21 protein-coding genes are annotated in these 20,769 nt (G+C 70.9%); 6 read left to right on the top strand and 15 right to left on the bottom strand.

Translation table 11 applies throughout. From position 1 onward, the window contains the following. Window positions 1-118 precede the first annotated feature (118 nt). Window positions 119-1,417, bottom strand: coding sequence for an MFS transporter (locus ABZV77_RS06735; RefSeq protein ID WP_356251150.1), 1,299 nt, complete (start codon window positions 1,415-1,417; stop codon window positions 119-121). Window positions 1,418-1,479: 62 nt separating this feature from the next. Here ABZV77_RS06735 and ABZV77_RS06730 point away from each other — a divergent pair, with 62 nt between their 5' ends. Then, window positions 1,480-2,448, top strand: a complete 969-nt coding sequence (locus ABZV77_RS06730; protein ID WP_356251148.1) for a LysR family transcriptional regulator — start codon at window positions 1,480-1,482, stop codon at window positions 2,446-2,448. Window positions 2,449-2,500: 52 nt separating this feature from the next. Here ABZV77_RS06730 and ABZV77_RS06725 read toward each other — a convergent pair whose 3' ends face one another. Further along, window positions 2,501-3,265 (bottom strand): alpha/beta hydrolase, encoded by a 765-nt coding sequence (locus ABZV77_RS06725; protein ID WP_356251145.1) that lies wholly within the window; start codon window positions 3,263-3,265, stop codon window positions 2,501-2,503. A 102-nt stretch (window positions 3,266-3,367) separates the two neighbouring features. Between ABZV77_RS06725 and ABZV77_RS06720 the strand changes: the two genes are divergently transcribed. Next, the gene (locus ABZV77_RS06720) at window positions 3,368-4,537 is read left to right on the top strand and encodes an adenosine deaminase (RefSeq protein WP_356251143.1); all 1,170 of its coding nucleotides are present in this window, start codon (window positions 3,368-3,370) and stop codon (window positions 4,535-4,537) included. Between the two features lie 161 nt (window positions 4,538-4,698). Beyond that, the gene (locus ABZV77_RS06715) at window positions 4,699-5,025 is read left to right on the top strand and encodes an ATP-binding protein (protein WP_356251140.1); all 327 of its coding nucleotides are present in this window, start codon (window positions 4,699-4,701) and stop codon (window positions 5,023-5,025) included. A 115-nt stretch (window positions 5,026-5,140) separates the two neighbouring features. Here ABZV77_RS06715 and ABZV77_RS06710 read toward each other — a convergent pair whose 3' ends face one another. The 5 genes from ABZV77_RS06710 to afsQ1 form a co-directional block, all read right to left on the bottom strand. Further along, window positions 5,141-5,341: a PspC domain-containing protein gene (locus tag ABZV77_RS06710; protein WP_356251137.1), complete on the bottom strand. Its 201-nt coding sequence runs from the start codon at window positions 5,339-5,341 to the stop codon at window positions 5,141-5,143. Window positions 5,342-5,432: 91 nt separating this feature from the next. Next, the gene (locus ABZV77_RS06705; RefSeq protein WP_356251134.1) at window positions 5,433-5,981 is read right to left on the bottom strand and encodes a VanZ family protein; all 549 of its coding nucleotides are present in this window, start codon (window positions 5,979-5,981) and stop codon (window positions 5,433-5,435) included. 52 nt (window positions 5,982-6,033) lie between these two features. Beyond that, window positions 6,034-6,633, bottom strand: coding sequence for a hypothetical protein (locus ABZV77_RS06700; protein ID WP_356251130.1), 600 nt, complete (start codon window positions 6,631-6,633; stop codon window positions 6,034-6,036). Then, window positions 6,630-8,186 carry a HAMP domain-containing sensor histidine kinase gene (locus ABZV77_RS06695; RefSeq protein ID WP_356251127.1) on the bottom strand — a complete coding sequence of 519 codons (1,557 nt, stop codon included), beginning with the start codon at window positions 8,184-8,186 and terminating at the stop codon, window positions 6,630-6,632. Before ABZV77_RS06695 ends, ABZV77_RS06700 begins: the two co-directional genes overlap by 4 nt. Continuing rightward, window positions 8,183-8,860: a two-component system response regulator AfsQ1 gene (gene afsQ1 / locus ABZV77_RS06690; RefSeq protein WP_033264947.1), complete on the bottom strand. Its 678-nt coding sequence runs from the start codon at window positions 8,858-8,860 to the stop codon at window positions 8,183-8,185. The genes ABZV77_RS06695 and afsQ1 overlap by 4 nt, the downstream gene beginning before the upstream one ends. A gap of 224 nt (window positions 8,861-9,084) precedes the next feature. Between afsQ1 and ABZV77_RS06685 the strand changes: the two genes are divergently transcribed. Next, window positions 9,085-9,810: a SigE family RNA polymerase sigma factor gene (locus tag ABZV77_RS06685; protein ID WP_356251123.1), complete on the top strand. Its 726-nt coding sequence runs from the start codon at window positions 9,085-9,087 to the stop codon at window positions 9,808-9,810. A 158-nt stretch (window positions 9,811-9,968) separates the two neighbouring features. On the opposite strand, the gene ABZV77_RS06680 is transcribed toward ABZV77_RS06685, so the two are convergent. The 4 genes from ABZV77_RS06680 to ABZV77_RS06665 all read right to left on the bottom strand — a co-directional run bounded on the left by ABZV77_RS06680 (window position 9,969) and on the right by ABZV77_RS06665 (window position 14,721). After that, window positions 9,969-10,610, bottom strand: a complete 642-nt coding sequence (locus ABZV77_RS06680; RefSeq protein ID WP_356251120.1) for an ATP-binding protein — start codon at window positions 10,608-10,610, stop codon at window positions 9,969-9,971. A gap of 72 nt (window positions 10,611-10,682) precedes the next feature. Further along, window positions 10,683-11,411, bottom strand: coding sequence for a hypothetical protein (locus ABZV77_RS06675; protein ID WP_356251117.1), 729 nt, complete (start codon window positions 11,409-11,411; stop codon window positions 10,683-10,685). Continuing rightward, a complete protein-coding gene (locus tag ABZV77_RS06670; protein ID WP_356251114.1) occupies window positions 11,411-13,162 on the bottom strand; it encodes a hypothetical protein in 1,752 nt (583 codons plus the stop codon). The genes ABZV77_RS06675 and ABZV77_RS06670 overlap by 1 nt, the downstream gene beginning before the upstream one ends. Continuing rightward, complete coding sequence (locus ABZV77_RS06665; protein ID WP_356251111.1) at window positions 13,159-14,721, bottom strand: hypothetical protein; 1,563 nt, start codon at window positions 14,719-14,721, stop codon at window positions 13,159-13,161. The genes ABZV77_RS06670 and ABZV77_RS06665 overlap by 4 nt, the downstream gene beginning before the upstream one ends. A gap of 255 nt (window positions 14,722-14,976) precedes the next feature. On the opposite strand from ABZV77_RS06665, the gene ABZV77_RS06660 reads away from it, so the two are divergent. Then, window positions 14,977-15,366: a hypothetical protein gene (locus tag ABZV77_RS06660; RefSeq protein WP_356251108.1), complete on the top strand. Its 390-nt coding sequence runs from the start codon at window positions 14,977-14,979 to the stop codon at window positions 15,364-15,366. Here ABZV77_RS06660 and ABZV77_RS06655 read toward each other — a convergent pair. Then, the gene (locus tag ABZV77_RS06655; protein WP_356251105.1) at window positions 15,363-16,937 is read right to left on the bottom strand and encodes an MDR family MFS transporter; all 1,575 of its coding nucleotides are present in this window, start codon (window positions 16,935-16,937) and stop codon (window positions 15,363-15,365) included. The two genes, ABZV77_RS06660 and ABZV77_RS06655, sit on opposite strands and share 4 nt — an antisense overlap. A gap of 27 nt (window positions 16,938-16,964) precedes the next feature. Next, a complete protein-coding gene (locus tag ABZV77_RS06650) occupies window positions 16,965-17,561 on the bottom strand; it encodes an NAD(P)H-dependent oxidoreductase (protein ID WP_356251102.1) in 597 nt (198 codons plus the stop codon). A gap of 102 nt (window positions 17,562-17,663) precedes the next feature. Between ABZV77_RS06650 and ABZV77_RS06645 the strand changes: the two genes are divergently transcribed. Continuing rightward, window positions 17,664-18,392 carry a TetR/AcrR family transcriptional regulator gene (locus ABZV77_RS06645; RefSeq protein ID WP_356251100.1) on the top strand — a complete coding sequence of 243 codons (729 nt, stop codon included), beginning with the start codon at window positions 17,664-17,666 and terminating at the stop codon, window positions 18,390-18,392. Window positions 18,393-18,452: 60 nt separating this feature from the next. Here ABZV77_RS06645 and ABZV77_RS06640 read toward each other — a convergent pair whose 3' ends face one another. Further along, on the bottom strand, window positions 18,453-19,337 hold the full coding sequence (locus ABZV77_RS06640) for an aldehyde dehydrogenase family protein (protein WP_356251097.1): 885 nt from the start codon (window positions 19,335-19,337) through the stop codon (window positions 18,453-18,455). Further along, a complete protein-coding gene (locus ABZV77_RS06635) occupies window positions 19,330-20,769 on the bottom strand; it encodes an aldehyde dehydrogenase family protein (protein ID WP_356251094.1) in 1,440 nt (479 codons plus the stop codon). Before ABZV77_RS06635 ends, ABZV77_RS06640 begins: the two co-directional genes overlap by 8 nt.

Genomic DNA, 20,769 nt, shown 5'->3' with positions numbered 1-20,769 from the left:
GCGTTGCGAGAAGAGCCCGATGCGAGGCCCAACACATCGGAAGCTACCGCAGCCCACTGACAACGGCCCCCGGAGTGGGAAAACCCGCAGGTGAAATCAGCAGGAGCGGGGCGAAGGGTCAGCAGGAGCGAGCCACGAGAGCGCGCCGTTCCTGCGCCCGCGCCGCGTGCGAGCCCCACACCGTGACCGACACGACCCCGAGCACCGCGAGGATGCCGAGCCCCACGGTCCCGGCCCAGCCGCCCGCGTGGAAGGCGACCGCGCCGAGCGTGCCGCCCGCGCTGGAGCCCAGGTAGTACGCGGACTGGTAGAGCGCCGACGCCTGCGCCCGCCCGGTCGTGGCCGTCCGGCTCACCGACGAGGACGCGACCGCGTGCCCCGCGAAGAAACCTGCGGTGATCAGCACGAGCCCGAGCAGGACAAGGACGAGCGAGGAGGAGAGGGAGAGCAGCAGCCCGCCCGCCGTCGTGCTCACCGCCAGATACAGCGCGCCGCGTCGCCCGAGCCGGGTCACGAGCCGCCCGGCGGCCGCCGAGGAGACCGTACCGACGAGGTAGACCAGGAAGATCGAGCCGATGACGCCCTGCGGCAGCGAGAACGGCGCCTCGGTGAGGCGGTACCCGATCACCGTGTAGACCGCCCCGAAGACGGTCATGAACAGCGCCCCGATCGCGTACAGCCTGCACAGGAGCGGGTTCGACAGATGCGTACGCACCGTGCGCGCGAGGGACTTGGGGCTGAGCGGCCCCGGGGCGAAGTGCCGGGGCGCGGGCAGCAGCACGCGGAAGGCGACCGCGCACAGCACCGCGACGACACCGACCACGCCGACCGCCGCGCGCCAGCCCCAGGCCTGCGCGACCCAGCCGGTGACGATGCGCCCGCTCATCCCGCCGATGGAGTTGCCCGCCACGAACAGGCCGATCGCGGCGACCAGCGCCTTGGGCCGCACCTCCTCGGCGAGGAACGCCATCGCGGACGCGGGCAGCCCCGCGAGGGCCGCGCCCTGCACGGCGCGCAGTGCGATCAGGACCTCGACCGAGGGGGAGAAAGGAACGAGGAGCCCGACGGCGACGGCGACGGTCAGCGAGGCGGTCATCATCGTGCGCCGCCCGTAGCGCTCGCTGAGCGCGCTCAGCGGAAGGACGAAGAGGGCCAGTGCGCCGGTGGCCGCCGACACCGTCCAGCTGGCCGTGCTCGCGCTCACGCCGAAGTCGGCGGAGACGAGGGGGAGGAGGGCCTGTGTGGAGTAGAGGAGCGCGAAGGTCGCGACACCGGCGAGGAAGAGCGCGAAGCTCATCCGGCGGTAGCCGGGCCCGCCCGGGGTCAGCCGGGTGTCGGCGGGGGCGGGGGCGGCGGGGGACGACGGGGCAGGGGCGACCGCGAGGGTGGCGGACGCCCCACTACTGTCAGCAGGCATGCGAAGAACGTACGACCGGTTTTCTGATGCGTCCAATGCATGGAAACCCCATAATCGTTCCCATGCAGCATCAGCACAGGTCACAGCGGCGCGTGTCACAGAACAGTGATGCGCAGGACATCGTGACGCTGCTCGCGCCCCGTCTCGCGTACTTCGCGGGGGTCGCCCGCACCGAGCACGTCACGCGCGCCGCCGAGCAGATGCAGATCCCCCAGTCGACGCTGTCCCGCGCCCTCGTCCGGCTCGAACGGGACCTGGGCGTGGACCTCTTCGCGCGCAGCGGCCGCACGGTCTCGCTCACCCCGGCGGGCCGCACCTTCCTCTCCTCGGTCGAGCGGGCGCTCGGCGAGGTGGAGCGCGCCGCCGAGTCGGTGCGGGCCGACGCCGACCCGGCGTCCGGCAAGGTCGCCTTCGGCTTCCTGCACACGATGGGCTCGGAGACGGTGCCCGGACTGATCCGCGCCTTCCGCGCCGACCATCCGCGCATCCGCTTCAGCCTCGTCCAGAACTACGGCGAGGCGATGCTGGAGCGGCTGCGCGCGGGCGAGCTCGACCTCTGCCTCACCTCACCCGTGCCCGACGCCCCCGACCTGGTCGCCCGCAGGCTCGACGAGCAGCGCCTGCGCCTGGTCGTGCCCGACGACCACCGCCTGGCCTCCCGCAAGCGGGTCCGCCTCGCCGAGACCGCCGAAGAGGCCTTCGTGACCCTGGAGCCGGGGTACGGCCTGCGCCGTATCACGGACGACCTCTGCCGGGAGGCGGGCTTCAAGCCCCGCGTCGCCTTCGAGGGCGAGGAGGCCGAGACGCTGCGCGGCCTGGTCGCGGCGGGCCTGGGCGTGGCCCTGCTGCCCCCGCCCGCGGTCCCGCGCCCGGGGGTCGTGGAGCTGACGGTGACGGGGCAGCGGGCGGTGCGCGAGATCGGCGTGGCCTGGCTGGACGGCCACCCGGACACGCCACCGGTGGCGGCGTTCAAGGAGTTCTTGCTCGGGCGGAAGGGCAGGTTGCTGCATTCGAGCCTGTCCGGCGATTGAGGACGAACTCGGCGAAGCCGGTGACAGACAGAGCCCCGTCGCAGGGCAAGCCTCACCTCCGTAACGACTGCCCAAAGCCGGAGGCAAGAGGCATCCGCAACCCCAACGGCGGCGGAGCCGCCAACGCATCCTCCAAGGGCCGGGCAAAGTCCGCCCCGAACAACGTGCCCATCACGAAGTCCGAGGCCAGCGCCAGGACTTCGGACTGGTGCTGGTGCAACCGGTGCCCGTCCGAGTGCACCTCGAACCGGCACACGTCCCGGTTCGCCTTCTTCGCCCGCTCGGCGAGCCGGAACGACAGCTCGGGGTCGGTCCGCTCGTCGTTCGTGCCGTGCACGATGAGCACCCGCCGCCCCGCGAGCTGCTTCACCGGCTCGGGCGGCGCGGCCACGTCGTCCTCCGGCAGCCAAGGGGCCATCGCCAGCACGGAGTTGACCGCCGTGTGGCCGCCCGCGCGGAGCGCCGCGCGGCCTCCCATGTCCACTCCGGCCAGGCAGACGGGGACATCGCCGTAGAGACGTACGATTTCGTCCACCGCCCAGTTCGTGTCGCGGGCGAGCTCCGCCTGCGCGCCGTTCCAGCCCCGGCAGCGGTAGTGCACGACGTGCGTGGCGAGGCCCGCCTCCCTGCCGTCGTGGGCCAGTCTTCGGCCGAGCGCACGCACACCGACTCCCGCCAGCGGCGACGGCTTGCGGCTCGACGTCTCGGCGCCGCCGGGGAGCAGGAGCACCACTCCGCCGACCGCCGAAGGCGCCGTCCCGATCACACGCCCGAGCCTGGCCGCGCCCGCCGGCCCCGCGGTCCCTTCCTCTGCCATGACAGAACAGTGTCAGAAGCCATGGTGTACGCCACCCTTCCGCAGGGTCACTGTTACGTATCGACCAGTGAGTTCTACGCGCGTAGGCGCTAGAGTGCCGAAATGACGAGCCAGACACACACAGCCGGTCACACGGACCGTGAAACGCCCAGCGCCGAGCAGATCCGCCGCGCCCCCAAGGTGCTCCTGCACGACCACCTCGACGGTGGCCTGCGCCCGGGCACGATCGTCGACCTCGCCCGGGAGAACGGGTACGAGGGCCTGCCCGAGACCGACCCCGACAAGCTCGGGATCTGGTTCCGCGAGGCGGCCGACTCCGGCTCCCTCGAGCGCTACCTGGAGACCTTCGCCCACACCTGCGCGGTGATGCAGACGAAGGACGCCCTCAAGCGCGTGGCCGCCGAGTGCGCCGAGGACCTCGCCGAGGACGGCGTCGTCTACGCCGAGATCCGGTACGCCCCCGAGCAGCACCTGGAGGACGGCCTCACCCTCGAAGAGGTCGTCGAGGCCGTCAACGAAGGCTTCCGCGAGGGCGAGCGCCGCGCGAAGGAGAACGGGCACCGCATCCGCGTGGGCGCCCTGCTCACCGCCATGCGGCACGCCGCCCGCGCCCTGGAGATCGCCGAACTCGCCAACCGCTACCGCGACTTCGGTGTCGTCGGCTTCGACATCGCGGGCGCCGAGGCGGGCTTCCCGCCCACCCGCCACCTCGACGCCTTCGAGTTCCTCAAGCGCGAGAACAACCACTTCACGATCCACGCGGGCGAGGCCTTCGGCCTGCCGTCGATCTGGCAGGCCCTGCAGTGGTGCGGCGCCGACCGCCTCGGTCACGGCGTGCGCATCATCGACGACATCGAGATCGCCGACGACGGCACGGTGAAGCTCGGCCGCCTCGCCTCGTACGTGCGCGACAAGCGCATCCCCCTGGAGCTCTGCCCGACGTCCAACCTCCAGACGGGCGCCGCCACTTCCTACGCAGAGCACCCCATCGGCCTGCTGCGCAAGCTGCACTTCCGCGCGACCGTGAACACCGACAACCGCCTGATGTCGGGCACCAGCATGAGCCGCGAATTCGAGCACCTGGTCGGCACGTTCGGCTACACGCTCGACGACATGCAGTGGTTCACAGTCAATGCGATGAAATCAGCATTCATTCCTTTCGATGAACGCCTGGCCATGATCAACGACGTGATCAAGCCCGGATACGCCGAGCTGAAGTCCGAATGGCTGTTCCGTCAGACCGTCTCGACCAGCGCTTCTGTCGAGAGCTGACGTCATTGCGTCCGCGTTGAGCGACGCGTCGGCGGCCGGGGTTTTCGCACCCCGGCCGCTTTCGTCTGCCCTTGGACCGTGATCCGGGCTGCTTACGGTCGTTGAACCGCTCAAACCCCCCTCCCCACATCCGTAAGCCAATGACGCAAGGACGCATTGAGATGAAGCAGTCTGTCGCCAAGTCCCTCGGTGTCGCCGCTCTCGGCGCCGCTTTCGCCGCCGCGGGCGCCGGTGCGGCGAACGCCGCCCCCGCCGTCGCCGACCCCGCGGCCGCCCTGGGCCCCGTCTCCTCCGTGGTGCCCGCCGCCGGAGCGACCGAGTCCCTGACCGCCGGGCAGAACGCCCTCGGCACCGGCCTGAACGCCGCCAAGCCCGTGCTCGAGAACGTCGCGAGCCCCAAGCCGGGCGGCCCGACCTCGCCGGTCTCCGGCCTGATCGGCGGCCTGCCCCTCGGCGGCAGCGGTGTCAACGGCCTGCCGCTCGGCTGACCGGACCCCGTCCGAACGCCCGATGGGGCGCCCCTCTCCGGAGGGGCGCCCCATCGTCGTGTCGTGACCACTAGGTGGTGACCATTAGGTGGTGACCACTAGGCCGTGGCCGCGGTCACCAGGCCTGGCGGGCCTTGCTCTCCGAGGGCAGCAGGAACCACAACGCGATGTAGAGCAGGAACTGCGGGCCGGGCAGCAGGCACGAGACCACGAAGATCACGCGCATCGTCGTCGCGGAGGTGCCGAAGCGCCTGGCCAGGGCTGCGCACACTCCGCCGATCATCCGGCCGTTGGTGGGGCGGGCAAGGGCGGTCATGTGGGGCTCCTTCGCGAACCGTGGGTGCGAGGCCTCTCTGTGTGCCTCGATACTTCGACAGTACGTTCGCGAAGCAGGTCAAAGCATCGCTCTACGGTGCGATACCGACCCTGGGAATCGTCGGGGTCGGCCCCTGAGGGGCCTCCTCCCGGGGGAGGGCCATGCGACGCTCCCCGTCATCTCCGCGACGGAGCCGCGCCCTGGCCGCGGGCACGACCGCGACGTGCGCCAGCGCCACCCCGAAGGTGTTCAGGAGCAGCGAGTCGATGTCGACGACCTGACCGGGCACGCCGGTCTGCAGCAGTTCGATGCCGAGCGAGAGCATCGCCCCGGCCGCGACCGTACGCACCAGCGAACCCCAGGGTGAAACCACGAGCCTGCCACCGGCCAGCGGCAGCAGCACACCGAGCGGGGCGAGCAGCAGCACGCTCTCGCCGATCCGGCGGGCCGCCTGCACACCGCCCAGCGCCAGGTCCGCCTTGATCCCGGCGAGCGGCTGCAGATTCGCGGCACTCACCCAGGGGACGTCCAGCGGGCGCAACGTGATCCACCCGACGAGCAGGAGATGTGCGACGAGGAGGAATCCTCCTGTCGCACGGAAGCGGATGGCGGGACTGTGGCCGCCCGAGCCTTGACGCACGCCCCCCAAGACGTCGAGGGCGGCGGGATCGGTTCCGCGTACTCGGTGGTGGTTACCGGACGGTTTTCACCGGGGGCGCCACGGTCCCGGGGCGGGACCGCACTTCCGGAGTGCACTCGTAGCGCCGCAGCGGACTGCCCGCGGGGCCGCCCATGACGACCGTGCCGTCGTCCGACGACGCGTTGTCGGCCAGTGTGCACACGATCTGTGCGAGCGCGAAGGCGGACAGGTCCTCCGGCGGCGTGCTCAGGCGCAGGGCCTCCGCGGGGTCGCCCTTGCGCGCCCCGGACACGGTGGTGCCGCGGCGCACGTCCGTGGCGAAACCCGCCTGCTTCTCGGCCTCCGAGGGAGGCATCGCCAGCTCGTCGAGGAGGGCCTGCGCGATCCGCACCCGGTCGGTGGTCGCCTTGTCCGTGCGGAGCTGCACGTCGCGGTCGACGGTCACCAGCTGGGCCGCGCACACCAGGAAGACCTGCACCGGCACACCGCTGCCCGACTGCGACGCGATGCTGGAGCCCGACATCACACACGGCACCCGCGACGGCGCCGCGCCGTAGTCGGTCGGCACCTCGGTCGACCTGATCCCGCACCCGGCGAGCACGGCGGTGAGCCCCACGGCGGCGGCCACGGCACGGATACGACGCCCGTTCATGCCTGGTCCCCTTCCGCAGGCTCGTCCTCGTTGCCCTCGGTCTCGCCGCTGTCCCGCGGCAGCCACAGCGTGAAGACCGCGCCGCCCTCCGGCGAGTTGGCGGCGGTGATCTCGCCGCCGTGGATGTGCGCGTTCTCCAGGGCGATGGACAGGCCGAGGCCGCTGCCCTCGGACCGCGGCCGGGACGCGCTCGCCTTGTAGAAGCGGTCGAAGACGTGCGGCAGTACGTCCTCGGGGATGCCCGGACCGTGATCGCGTACGGCGATGACCAGCTTGGCGTCCTCCAGGCGGACCGACACCTCCACCGGGGAGCCGCCGTGCTTCAGGGCGTTGCCGATGAGGTTCGCCAGGATCACGTCGAGGCGGCGCGGGTCGAGGCGGACCATGATGCCGCGTTCGGCGTCCAGCTCCACCGCGTCCAGCCAGGCGCGGGCGTCGATGCACGCCGTGATCTGGTCGGCGATGTCGACGTGGTCCAGCACCAGGCGCGCGGTCCCCGCGTCGAAGCGGGTGACCTCCATGAGGTTCTCCACGAGGTCGTTCAGGCGGCGGGTCTCGCTCACCACGAGCCGTACGGCCGGTTCGATCATCGGGTCCACGGAACCGGTCTCCGCGTCGAGCTCCTCCTCGAGGACCTCGGTCACGGCGGTGATCGCGGTCAGCGGGGTGCGCAGCTCGTGCGACATGTCGGCGACGAAGCGCCGGGACGCCTCGTCGCGGGCGCTCATGTCGGCGACCTTCTTCTCCAGGTTCTCGGCGGTCCTGTTGAACGTGCGCGACAGGTCGGCCAGCTCATCGGTGCCGGACACCCGCAGCCGCGTGTCCAGCTTCCCCTCACCGAGCCGCCGCGCCGCGACACCGAGCCGGTGCACGGGTTTCAGCACGGTCGTCGCCGCGGCCTGCGCGAGCAGCGCCGAACCGATCAGCGCGAGCCCCGTCGCGATGGCCAGGGACCAGCCGAGGGAACTCAGGTCCTTCGCCTCCGGTTCCAGCGACTTGAGCATGTAACCGGTCGGGCCGCCGCCGATCACCTTGGCGCCGCCCACCAGATACGGGGTGTTGTGGTCGACGGTCCGCTGCCAGTACAGGTGGTACGGGCTCTTGTTGCCGGAGGTGAGCGGCTGCTTCTTGTTCACCGCTTTCTGCAGCGTGCCCGGCACCTTGGCCAGCGTGAAGGCGTCCAGGTCGGAATAGCCGACGATCTGGCCGCCGCCCTTCTTCTCCGCGACCAGGAGCACGCTGTAGCGCTGGCTGCTGGTGGCCATCTGCTCGGCGGTCGCCTGCAGTTCGGCCTGTGACACGTCGGCGGGCAGCGCGCCCGCACGGTTCTGCATCTGCTGGCGGAAGTCCTTGAGCGCCGCGTCCTGCGCGCGCGTCAGCACGGCCTCGCGGTTGAGCCAGTACGCGATGCCGGACGCGGAGACCGCCGCGGTGAGCGCCACGAGCCCGAACACCACGACGAGCCGCAACCGCAGACTCGTGAAGCGCAGCCCCGCCAGTATCGCCTTGCGCGCCGCGGCCCAGCCGCGGAGCTTGTCGTGCGGTTTGGTCACTGAGGCGTGTCCAGCCGATAACCGACGCCGCGCACCGTACGGATGAGGGTCGGCGACGAGGGCACGTCCTCGACCTTGGCGCGCAGCCGCTGCACACACGCGTCCACGAGCCGAGAGTCGCCGAGGTAGTCGTGCTCCCACACCAGGCGCAGCAACTGCTGCCGCGACAGGGCCTGGCCCGGCCTGCGGCTCAGCTCCAGGAGCAGCCGCAGCTCGGTGGGTGTGAGCTGCAGGTCCTCGCCGTTCTTCGTCACGGTCATCGCGGCCCGGTCGATGACGAGCGAACCGAACGTCGCCGCGTCATTGGCCTCGCGCTCGCCGCGCCGCAGCACGGCACGGATCCGGGCGTCGAGCACCCGGCCCTGCACGGGCTTGACCACATAGTCGTCGGCGCCGGACTCCAGTCCGACGACCACGTCGATGTCGTCGTTGCGCGCGGTCAGCAGGATGATCGGCAACTGGTCGGTGCGCCGGATGCGACGGCACACCTCGAACCCGTCGATGCCCGGCAGCATCACATCCAGCACGATCAGGTCCGGCCGCTGCTCGCCGAGCAGCTTCAGGCCGTCCTCGCCGGTGGCAGCAGTGGCCACCCGATGCCCCTGGCGCGTGAGCGAAAGCTCCAGGGCCGTCCGGATGGCGTCGTCGTCCTCGATCAGCAACAGGGAAGGCACGGACGTCATTCTGTCCCATGTCACGGCCCCAGTTCGACTGCTGGAGCCTCCCCGAGCCCGTAAAGGGCAGGTAGATGCCCGCACCCACACGTGACCTTCACAGGTGGAAGGGGTCCCCAACCCCTGTGACAGGCCTGTGACAGTCGACGGACACCGCCATGAAGTCACTGGGGCAGAGTTCTGGTCACACGGAAAAGCCGGACTCCACCGACGGGGGGCGCAAGATGAATTCGCTGCACAGCACCAGTTCGAGCGCAGTTGTCACGCGTCTCCACGGCGTCGGGAGGGGGTCTGAGAAGTCCGGTGCCGTGAGCGGGCGGGGGTGCGCTCGCGGCACCGGGCGTCAGCACACCGGTTTGATGACGGTGGTTGACCAGGCTCACGGGGGAGCCGCGTACGGGGAGGACTCGGGGGAGCGGAAGTCCCTGTCGGAGGCGGAGTTCACCGCCTACGTCCAGGAGCGCCGTGCCTCCCTGTACGCAACCGCCTACCACCTGACCGGTGACCGGTTCGAGGCCGAGGACCTGCTGCAGAGCGCCCTCTTCTCGACGTACCGGGCCTGGGACAGGATCAGCGACAAGGCCGCGGTCGGGGGCTACCTCCGCCGCACCATGACGAATCTGCACATCAGCGCGTGGCGCCGCCGCAAGCTGAACGAGTACCCGACCGAGGAGCTGCCGGAGACGGTCGGCGACACGGACGCGATGCGCGGCACGGAGCTGCGCGCGGTTCTCTGGCAGGCGCTGACCCGCCTTCCCGAACTGCAGCGCACGATGCTGGTCCTCCGTTACTACGAGGGCCGCACCGACCCGGAGATCGCGGACATCCTCGACATCAGTGTGGGCACGGTGAAGTCCAGCATCTGGCGGTCGCTCCGCCGGCTGCGCGAGGACGAGGTCCTCAGCTTCGGCCGTGACCAGGAGGAGTCCTTCGGCGAGTTGGTCGCCTGAGGGGCAGGGGGAAACGAGGGAATCACGGGGGCCGTCGCTCCGGGGGGATGCGGCGGTGGCACGGGGGAAATCACGGGGGAATCAAGTAGAGGACCGGAAGGCCGGGGGGTCTTTCCGGTCCTTCTGCTTTCCCGTCTCAGCCGCACCTCGTGGCCTGCCTACGACGAGGCCTTGGCCTGCGCCTTCACGCACCGGCCCGCCGCCGCGGCGGCGACCCGCCCGAGCGCCTCGTCCTTCGCGCAGGGATGCGCACCCAGCGCCGTCTGCCGCGCCACGATGGCGCGCTCGGCCCGCATCAGCCGCCAGCCGCGCCGCAGCAGGAACGGCACGGACTTGCGCCCCTCCCGCAGATCCCGCAGCAGCCGCCGCCGGAACGTGGTCGAGGGCCGCCCCCGCAGACAGATCGCGTCGGCGAGCACACCGAGCTCACGGCACCGCTCCACGATGTCCGCCGCGAAGATCCCCTCCGCGACGAAGAGCGGCGTGCGCTCGATGTCCAGCGCCTCCTGCCCGACGCGCGCACTGATCGAGATGTCGTACACCGGCACCTTCGTGCGCCCCGTCCGGCACAGCTCCTCGATCGCGGCGACGGCCACGTCGGCGTCCCAGGAGGCCGGGGAGTCCCAGTCGATGTCCGAACTGCCCGGAACCTGCGGCAACGTGGGGTCGCCCGCCTCCTTGTAGAAGTCGTCCAGACACAGCACGGGCAGCCCCGAGCGGGCGGCGAACGACGACTTCCCCGAGCCGGAGGGGCCCGTCAGCAGCACGACGCGGGTCGGTATCGGGGGATGGGAACCCAATTCTCTGAGCCTTTGCAGCCGGGGTGGACCGCATCTCCCGACACGGTGTGTCCGCGTGGACGGGAGCCATTATCAACCGAGCTGTACAGGGTGCCCAGCCCCGATGGTGTAGACGAGCGCCGGCAGCACCGCGGAGTGGCGGGATGTGGCTCCCGGGCGGACCGCGAACGCCACCGTGCCGTCGCGGGGGCAGCCCGTCCAGTACTCCGGGGTCAGCGTGGTGTCCCAGGTGAAATCCACGTCCGCCCTGCGTGCGGCCGCGCACAGCTGTGCCGCCTCCGCGGCCAGTTCCGTCCTCGTCCCGTCGCCCTTCGCGGGCCAGGTGGGTTCCTGCGTCACCTCGTCGGCCGCGTGGCCCGAGGGGGACAGCAGGCTGCGCAGGACACGGGCGACGAACAGGGCCTGTTCGGGGTCGGGCTGGCTGCGCCCGTTGAACGGGCCGCCGTCGGATGTGCCGACGTGCCGCACTCGCAGGAAGAACCGGTGCAGGGCGACGGCCACGTCCTGGGCCAGCCTGCCCCGCTCGTCGATGATGTCCTTGCGCCGTTCGTTCGCCTCGGACAGGAGGGTGCGCAGGTCGTCCTCGTGGCGTCGGACCAGGTCCGTCAGTCGTGTCAGCTCCGCGTCCTGCTGCTCGCTCCGCTCTTGTTGCCGCGCTCCGCCGGTGCTCAGCGCGAGCGCCGTCGCCTCCAGCGCGGCCGTCACCCCGTCCATCGCGGCGGCCAGGCGGTGCGTGGCCGCCGCGTGTTCGGCGAGGTGGTTCGCGAGCTGCTCGGCCGGGCCGGGGGGAGTGCGGCGCATCAGTACGCTCCCTTGAATTCCATGACCCGCTCGGACACTTCCTGGGTCCGGACGTTGACCGCCCTGACGCGTATCTCGGTGTCCCCGAAGATCAGCTGTAAATCCATCCTGCGGTCCATCACACCGACGTCCATGCAGGCGCTCAGGTCCACGGGCACCGTGCCGAGGAGGTGGTGCGGGCCTTCGTCGTAGTAGTACGGGTCGAGCAGTGACGTCTCGTAGATCTTCACGTCGATGTTCTTGCTCTGCGGGTCGGTGGGCACCAGGCCGCGGTGCGTGCGCACGGTGCCGAGGGGCAGCAGCTCGTCAAGGGTCGCCAGCTTCAGGAAGCGGTCCGGGCAGAAGTAGCGCTCCTCGCTGCTCTTCCAGAACCGTTCTCCGTCCCGCGGCTCGTACGGTTCGGCCACGCGCACTCCGTAGGTGGCGGGTGCCCGGCGGGCGGAGACGGCCGGTGCGTAGCAGTGGTGCACGGCGCCGTGCAGGACGGCACGCTCCGGCCGCTCCGGCTGGTGGACCACCGCGCGGGCTCCCACGTGGGAGGCGACCCGGCCGAGCAGATAGGGAGACTTGGAGAAGCCGCCGACGACGTAAAGGAGGGGTTTGTCCTTCTCTCGTCCCTGGCGTACGGCGGCGAGGTGCGGGTCGATACAGGCCAGCAGAGGTTCGATGGCGGCGTCCAGCAGCGCGGTCATCTCCTGCGGTGTGATGACGATGCTGAGGTCGTCGCCGCCCTGGGCGCGGCGCAGCCGTGACCGCTGCTCGGACGTCAAGAAGTGGTGCACGCTGTCCAGTTCCACCAACGCGGCCGTGTCGCCCGGCCCTTTGAAGGTGTTCCTCGCCCTCTCCCAGGAGAGCATCACTGCCTCGACCTCCTTGCGGTGGCCGGTGGCGAGGCGGTTGACCTGGATGATGCCGCCCAGCCGGTCGGCGAGGATGTCGTTCACGAAGAGGCGGGTCACGTACTCGGCTCCATAGGGCCCACCCGAGGGCGCGCGCAGCTGTTCGAGCGTGCCGTCGTGCGCGACGCGATAGCTGACGACGTCGATCGTGCCGCCCCCGCAGTCCACGACCAGGAACCGCCGCTCGGGGCGTCGGAAGCTGCGCAGGAGTTCCCGGAAGGGGGAGTCGGCAGCCGCCTTCTCGATGTGGCAGGCGAAGGCGGCCGCGTCCGGTTCGGGCAGGAGCAGCAGGTTGTCGTGGTCCGCTGCGAAGCCCGCCCGTTCGGCGGCGTTGCGCATCGCTGCGAGGGCCTTGGGCGACCAGATGGCCGGGACCGTCATGCACCAGCGGACGTCTTCGGGGCGGTAGTGGTACCGCGTTATCTCGGCGAGCGCGACCTCGCGGAGCTTCTTCAGATAGGCCGCGATGAGCGGGACGGGATCGGTGAGGGAGTCCTCGACGTGGTCCAGGACCGTGCGGGCGGCGTCCACCTCCTGGTGGGTGCGCCGCGGGCGCAGGGACATCTTCATGCCGAGGAGCAGGCGGGTTCCCGGATCGTCGACGCGCTCCCTCGCGAGATATCCCCACTCGACGACCTCGTCCTGTTCGTCCAGCAGCAGCGCCGTCAGGTTCTTGGGGTAGAGGGGGTCCCGGGCACTCGGCCAGCCCCGGTGATCGACGATCTCTTTCGTGCGCGGCACACCGCGCGCGTTGACGGGGACCCAGGCGTACCCGGAGGCGTAGGTCCCGAAGTCGATCGCCGCCGCGACGCGGTGTCCGGCCGCCGGGAGGAAGGTGGTGGGCAGCGTCATGAGGCCGGACTTTCGTCCTGGCCCTCGTCGGAGCCGGACAGGCGGCGATGCGTGCTCCGGCGGGCCGACTGCTCGGCCCGGCTCCGGATGTCACCGGCCATGCGGTGCTGGTCGAGCCCCTCGAGGACGGTCACCAGGCGGTCGACGCGGTCCAGGTAGTCCTGCTGGTCCCGTTCGTCGCCGGGTGTGATGATGCGGGCCGCCCGGCGCGCGCTGTCCAGGGCGTAGTCGGTGAAGCCGGACTGCCGGTAGACGTCCGCCTGGTCGAGCAGGACGTCGCTCTCGGACCGGAGGCCGCGGTCCACGCAAATGTCGAGGAGCGCACCGGTGCCCAGCGCGGTGGCCTGCGGCACGGGGGAGAGGCCCGCGGGCAGTTTTCCCGGGGGTAGGACGTTCTTGCCCGCTGCCACGCCGTACCACTGTGCGAGCATCGCCGAGACCGCGGCGGCCGCCCTGGCGATCTGTTCCTGGCTCTTCCGCCGTGCCCGTCCGGCCTCACCGGTGACGGGGAAGGGCAGAGTCAGCCGTACGGCGGGCGGCAGCAGGAGACCCTGCGGCCGCGCCGCCTGATGCAGGGGCAGGTCCGCGGACGCGTCGGGCCGTCCGTCCGGCGGCGCCTCCATGAAGGCGTTCCATGCCACGAGGTGGATCCAGGCGCGGTAGTCGTCCAAAACCTCGCCGTGCAGCAGGATCACCGGCTGTCCGGACAGCGCCTGCCGGACCCTGCTGACATCTGTCCCGCTCTGCTCGAAGGGCCGGCGGAAGAGCCCGGGGAACACGTTCGCGAGGCCTCCGGACTGGACGTGATCCACGAGCTGCTCCTCGAGGATCTTGTCGAAGCCCTCGTCGCGGTGAACGGCACCGTCGGGTGCCGGGGATTCCCCGATGATGCGGAGCGGCGCGAGGACGAGCGTCGGCGCGACGCCCTTCGCCTCGGCGGCCACCCGGGCCGCCGCGTAACTCGGGTGCAGTTCGGCGAAGGGCGACACGGCGCGGTAGAAGTCCGTGTCCTGCCGGGTCTGCTCCCCCTCGAACTGCAGGTCCGCGGCATACCGCTGGTTCTCGCGCTCCAGCGCGGCCCGGTGCGTCGCCGCCTGCCGGTCCAGCTCGGCCTTGTGGGTCGCCGTACCGCGCTCCAGTTCCGCGCTGTGCGTGGCGTTCTGCCGCTCGACCTGGCCCCTTTCGGTGATCTCCTTGACATTGAGCAGATGCTGCGCGTGCATCTCGCCGAGGCGTAACTCCGAGCGGCGCTGCTCCAGGTCCATGTCGTGACGGGCCTGCGCCGGGTCCCACAGGCCCCCCGGGGCGGCGGCGGGCAGGATGTCGACCGAGGGGGCCGGTGCGCCGCTCTCCTGACGCACCACCACGGCCCGGCTCGACTCGGTGCGCTCGAAGGAGGCCAGGCGCTCACGCTGCCGGACCGTCTCCTGCCGCTGTGCATACGTCTCCGAAAAGGTGCGCGGGACTCCGGCGATGGCATCACCGATTCCTCGAAAGAGCTCCTTCCCCGCTTCGCCCAGGTTCCGGATTCCCTCACCGATGGACTTGAAGAGCCCCATGACCGCCACCCCCGTCACGGCCGGGCGGCCGCTCCGTTCATGGCCTCCATCGTCCCGCGGGCGGGGACCGGAGGACTTCGCCCGGAAATGGTTGAGGGCAGAACTCAGCACGATGAATTACGGGTTCTGTCGCGACGTGCGTACGGAGACCAATAGGGCGTACCGGGTGAGTCGCCCTTTGGTGTGCACGGCACCCCTCAACTACGCTACGTGCTCGCTCGATTACTCAACGACGCACGGATGTGGGCGGTACCCATGGCACGACACGCAGTGAAGAAGCTTTCCCGGCCCGGCTCGCGCGCGCTGCTGCGGGCGGGGCTCACCGTCACGGTGGCGGGTGCCGCCCTCGGGGTGGGGGGCACGGCGAGTGCCGGTGCGGTGGAGCCGGGGCCCGCGGCGTCTCCGGTGCAGGCCCTCACGACGGCGGTGCACCATTCGGCGGCGGGCGGGCTCGCGCCGGTCAAGGATCTCCAGCTGGACCCGCTGGCCAACACCAGTGCCGATCCGCTCGACAACACGCTCGGCACGCAGGTTGCGGACTTCAAGCCGGTCGACACGGGCTTCGTCACCGGGCCGCTGACCTCGGGGGCCTCGCTGGGCGAGCTGCCGCTGGTGGGCCGGGCGACGGGGCTGCTGCCGAGTTAGGCGGCGGAGGGGGCGGCTGTCTTCTTCGGCTCCGGCGGCTCCGGCGGTTCCGATGCTTCCGACGGCTCCGGCGGCTGTGGTGCCTTCGATCGCAGGGGGACCTCGCGGATCAGCCAGGCCGCCGCGAAGGTGAGCGCGCACAGCACGGCCGTGCCTGCCATGACGCCGTGCAGCCCGCCGGTGACCCCGGCCCGGAAGGCGTCCCGTGCCGGTTCGGGGAGGTCGTGCAGGAGTGCGGGGGTCAGCTCGCCGCCCGCGAGGCGCTCGCCGTCCGGGCCGAGCCGGTCCATGAGGGTGTCGGTCATGCGGCCGGTGTAGACGGAGCCGAGCACCGCGACGCCGAGCGAGCCGCCGATGGTGCGCAGGAGCGCGTTGGTGCCGCTGGCGGCCCCCATGTCGCGGAGCTCCGCGCTGTTCATGGTGATCAGCAGGGACGGCTGCAGCAGGCAGCCGAGGCCCGCGCCCAGGACGAACGTCAGCGCGGACGCCACGGCCGTGGCCGTGTCCACGCCCAGCGTGAGCAGGGCCAGCGCGCCCGCCGTGGCGACGGCCCCGCCCATGATCGGATACGCCCGGTACGTGCCGCCGTTGCCGACCACCCGGCCGATGTAGAGCTGTGTGCCCATCATGCCCAGCATCAGCGGGAGCAGCAGGAGGCCGCTCTCCGTCGACGACGTGCCGCGGACGAACTGCATGTACTGCGGCAGATAGCTGGCCGCGCCCAGCATCGCCGCGCCCGCGAGGAAGGTGAGGACCTGGGCGAGCGTGAAGTTGCGGTCGTGGAACAGGCGGGGCGGGACGACCGGTTCGGGGGCGCTGCGCTCCACCCGCGCGAAGGCAGCGAGCGAGACCGCCGCGAGCAGCGCGAGGCCGCCGATCTGCGGCGAGAGCCAGTCGTACGTCGTGCCGCCCCAGGTGCCGAGCAGCGTCAGCGCCAGGATGCCCGCCGTGAGGAGGCCCGCGCCCGCGTAGTCGATCCGGGCCGTGCGGCGCTCGCTGGGCAGCCGCACGAGGAGGCCGACGAGCAGGAGCGCGGCGGCGCCGACGGGCAGGTTGACGTAGAAGACCCAGCGCCAGTCCAGCTGGTCGGTGAGGAAGCCGCCGAGCAGCGGGCCGCCGATCATCGCGACGGGCAGCATGACGCCGATCATCGACTGGGAGCGCCCCGCCTGGGCGGGCGAGAGCAGCGTCCCCATGAGGGACATCGCGCCGACGAAGAGGCCGCCCGCGCCCAGCCCCTGGAGGGCGCGGAACGCGATCAACTGCTCCATGTTCTGGGCGAGTCCGCAGAGCACGGACCCGATGAGGAAGACCGTGATGGAGGTCAGATAGCTGCCCTTGCGGCCGTACAGGTCGCCGACCTTGCCCCAGATCGGGGTGGAGACGGCGGCGGCGAGCAGATAGGCCGTCACCACCCACGAGAAGTGACCGAGGCCGCCGAGGTCGCCGACGATCGTCGGGAGCGCGGTGCCGACGATCGTGCCGTCGAGCGTCGCCAGGATGATGCCGAGCAGCAGGCCGAGGATGGCTAGGCGAGAGGGCGGGGCGGTTGTTTCCGTACGCTGGGTCATGGCGTCCTCGATGTGGGTGACGTGGCGTCAGGCGGCGTACGGACGGGCGGACCTGGCCTCGCGCAGGGAAAGCGCCCACCAGGCGAGCTGGTCGAGCATGGTCTTCACCGCGGCGTCGCTCGCCGGTTCCGTCATCTGCTGCTCCTCGTTGAAGAGGCCCCAGGCGTTGTGCAGGCTGACGGTGTTGCGGATCGTCGTCGCGTTCAGCTCGGCCATGACGACCCGGAGGTGCTCGACCGCGCGCAGGCCGCCGGAGATGGCGCCGTAGGAGACGAAGCCGATCGGCTTGGCGTGCCACTGCTCGTTGTGCCAGTCGATGGCGTTCTTCAGGGACGCCGGGTAGCTGTGGTTGTACTCCGGCGTGATGAAGACGAAGGCGTCGGCCGCCGCCAGGCGCGGTGTGACCAGCGCGAGGGCCTCGGTGGTGCCGGGGGCGGGCGGCTGCCCGAAGGCGGGCAGGACCATCGGCAGCGGGGTCTCGGCCAGGTCGATGACGTCCACGGTCATGTCGTCGCGCTGGTCGAGGTGGCCCTTGATCCACCGGGTGACGACGGGCGCGAAGCGGCCCTCGCGGGTGCTGCCGACGAGGATCGCGACGCGGAGCGGCTGCGGCTGACTGTTCATGGGGACCCCCTGGTGTGCACGACGTGGATGTGTACGTCGTATCGAGATGCGTACAACGTACACGCCGATGTGTACGGCGTCCACAAGGGATACGCTGTACGCATGGTCACGCAGAAGAAGGACGAGCCCGAGGTCACTCTCTGGGAGCGCATGGAACGCCCCGCGTCCGCGCCCCGCACGGCGCTGACTCCGCAGCGCATCGCGGCCGTCGCGGTCCGGGTCGCCGACGCCGAGGGCATCGCGGCGGTCACCATGCGCCGCCTTGCCACCGAGCTCGGCGTCGCGCCCATGGCCGCGTACCGCCACGTCTCGGGGAAGGACGATCTGCTGGCGCTGATGGTCGACACGGTCTCGGTCGAGCTGGCGCCGCCGACCGGCGCGACGGGCTGGCGCGAGGTGCTGCGGGAATCCGCGCGCGAGACGCGCGAGATGACGCTGCGCCACCGGTGGATGGCCGAACTGCCCACCCCGCTGCACGCGCTGACCCCGAACCGGCTGGCGGCGGCGGAGCGGCAGCTCGCCGCGCTCGACGGACACGGTCTGGACGTCGACACGATGATGGCCGTGTTCCGTACCGTCACTGCCTATGTGGGCAGCATGGTCCGGTCCCAGGTGGTGCTGAGCGAGTATCTGCGGCAACAGGACTGGAAGAGTCCGGACGAGGCGAGGAAGGGCCTCGCGCCCCAGATGAACTACCTGATGGAAACCGGGCGTTACCCCACCTACCTGCGCTACATCCGCGAGGCGACGCGGAAGGACGACCCGTCCTGGGAGTTCGAGACGGGCCTGGAGTGCGTGCTCGACGGGATCGCGGCACGGTTCGGGCTGTGACATGACGGAGCCCCGGCCTCCTGGACGGAGGGGGCCGGGGCTCCGGTGTGCGGGAGTCGGCTAGTAGGCCGAGCCGGACGCGCCCAGCGAACCCGTCGGGTGCCAGACCGTCTTGGTCTCCAGGAAAGCCGTCAGGCGGTGCGTGCCGGGGTCGGCCGACCAGTCCACAGGCTGTGGACGGAGCACGCGCTTGAGGTTGTCCGCCGCCGCGACCTCCAGCTCGCGCGCCAGCTCCGCGTCCGCGCCCGTCAGGTCGATCGCGTTGACGTCCTGGTGGGCGGCGAGCGGGGCCGCGATCTCGGCCGTCTTGCCGGTGAGGATGTTGACCACACCGCCGGGCACGTCCGACGTCGCGAGCACCTCGCCGAGCGAGAGCGCGGGGAGCGGGGACTTCTCGGAGGCGATCACGACGACCGTGCTGCCCGTCGCGATCACCGGGGCGATCACCGAGACGAGGCCGAGGAACGACGACTTCTGGGGCGCGGCCACCGCGACCACACCCGTCGGCTCCGGCGTTGACAGGTTGAAGAACGGGCCCGCGACCGGGTTCGCCCCGCCCACGACCTGGGCGATCTTGTCGGTCCAGCCCGCGTACCAGACCCAGCGGTCGATCGCCGCGTCGACCTGGGCGGCGGCCTTGGACTTGGAGATGCCCTCCGCGTCCGCCACCTCCCGTACGAACTGGTCCTTGCGGCCCTCCAGCATCTCCGCGACGCGGTAGAGGACCTGGCCCCTGTTGTACGCGGTCGCGCCCGACCAGCCGCCGAACGCCTTGCGCGCGGCGACGACCGCGTCACGGGCGTCCTTGCGGGAGGAGAGGGGCGCGTTCGCCAGCCACTTGCCCTTGGAGTCGGTCACCTCGTACACCCGGCCGCTCTCGCTGCGGGGGAACTTGCCCCCGACGTACAGCTTGTAGGTCTTGAAAACCGTGAGTCGGTCAGACATCGAGGTACGCCTCCAGCCCGTGCCGGCCGCCCTCGCGGCCGTGGCCCGACTCCTTGTAGCCGCCGAACGGCGACGTCGGGTCGAACTTGTTGAAAGTGTTGGCCCAGACGACGCCCGCCCGGAGCTTGTTCGCGACCGCGAGGATGCGCGAGCCCTTCTCCGTCCAGATGCCCGCGGAGAGCCCGTACTGCGTGTTGTTGGCCTTGGCGACCGCCTCGTCCGGCGTGCGGAACGTGAGGACGGACAGCACCGGGCCGAAGATCTCGTCACGGGCGACGGTGTGCGCCTGCGTGACGTTGGTGAAGAGCGTCGGCGCGAACCAGTAACCGGAGGACGGCAGTTCGCACGGCGCCGACCAGCGCTCGGCGCCCTCCGCCTCGCCGGTCTCGGCGAGCGCGGAGATGCGGGCGAGCTGCTCGGCGGAGTTGATGGCGCCGATGTCGGTGTTCTTGTCCAGCGGGTCGCCGAGGCGCAGGGTGGTGAGCCGCCGCTTGAGGGAGTCGAGCAGCTCGTCCTGGATCGACTCCTGTACGAGGAGGCGCGACCCGGCGCAGCAGACCTGGCCCTGGTTGAAGAAGATGCCCGTGACGATGCCCTCGACGGCCTGGTCGATGGGGGCGTCGTCGAAGACGATGTTCGCGCCCTTGCCGCCCAGTTCGAGCGTGACCTTCTTGTCGGTGCCCGCGACCTGGCGCGCGATGGACTTGCCGACGGCGGTGGAGCCCGTGAAGGCGACCTTGTTCACGTCCGGGTGGGCGGTCAGGGCCGCGCCCGCGTCGCCGTACCCGGGGAGGATGTTGACGACGCCCTTGGGCAGGCCCGCCTGGCGGCAGATGTCCGCGAAGAACAGGGCGCTCAGGGGGGTCGTCTCGGCGGGCTTCAGGACGACCGTGTTGCCGGTCGCGAGCGCCGGGGCGATCTTCCAGGCCAGCATCAGGAGCGGGAAGTTCCACGGGATGACCTGGCCCGCGACGCCGAGCGGCGCCGGGTTCGGGCCGTACCCCGCGTGGTCGAGCTTGTCGGCCCAGCCCGCGTAGTAGAAGAAGTGCGCGGCGACCAGGGGGAGGTCGGCGTCGCGCGTCTCCTTGATGGGCTTTCCGTTGTCCAGGGTCTCCAGGACGGCCAGCTCGCGGCTGCGCTCCTGGATGATCCGGGCGATCCGGAAGAGGTACTTGGCGCGCTCTGCGCCCGGCAGCGCCGACCACTTCTCGAAGGCCTTGCGGGCGGCCTTCACGGCGCGGTCGACGTCTTCGGAGGAGGCCCGTGCGACCTCGGAGAGGACCTCTTCGGTGGACGGGGAGACCGTCTTGAAGACCTTGCCGTCGGCGGCCTCGGTGAACTCGCCGTCGATGAACAGGCCGTACGAAGGGGCGATGTCGACGACGGAGCGGGACTCGGGCGCCGGAGCGTACTCGAAGGGAGTGGAGGTCAT

This window comes from Streptomyces sp. NPDC004732, assembly GCF_040609235.1.
Lineage (GTDB): Bacteria > Actinomycetota > Actinomycetes > Streptomycetales > Streptomycetaceae > Streptomyces.
The sequence above is the reverse complement of the archived record's forward strand: the minus strand, read 5'-3'. Positions and strand labels throughout refer to the sequence as shown.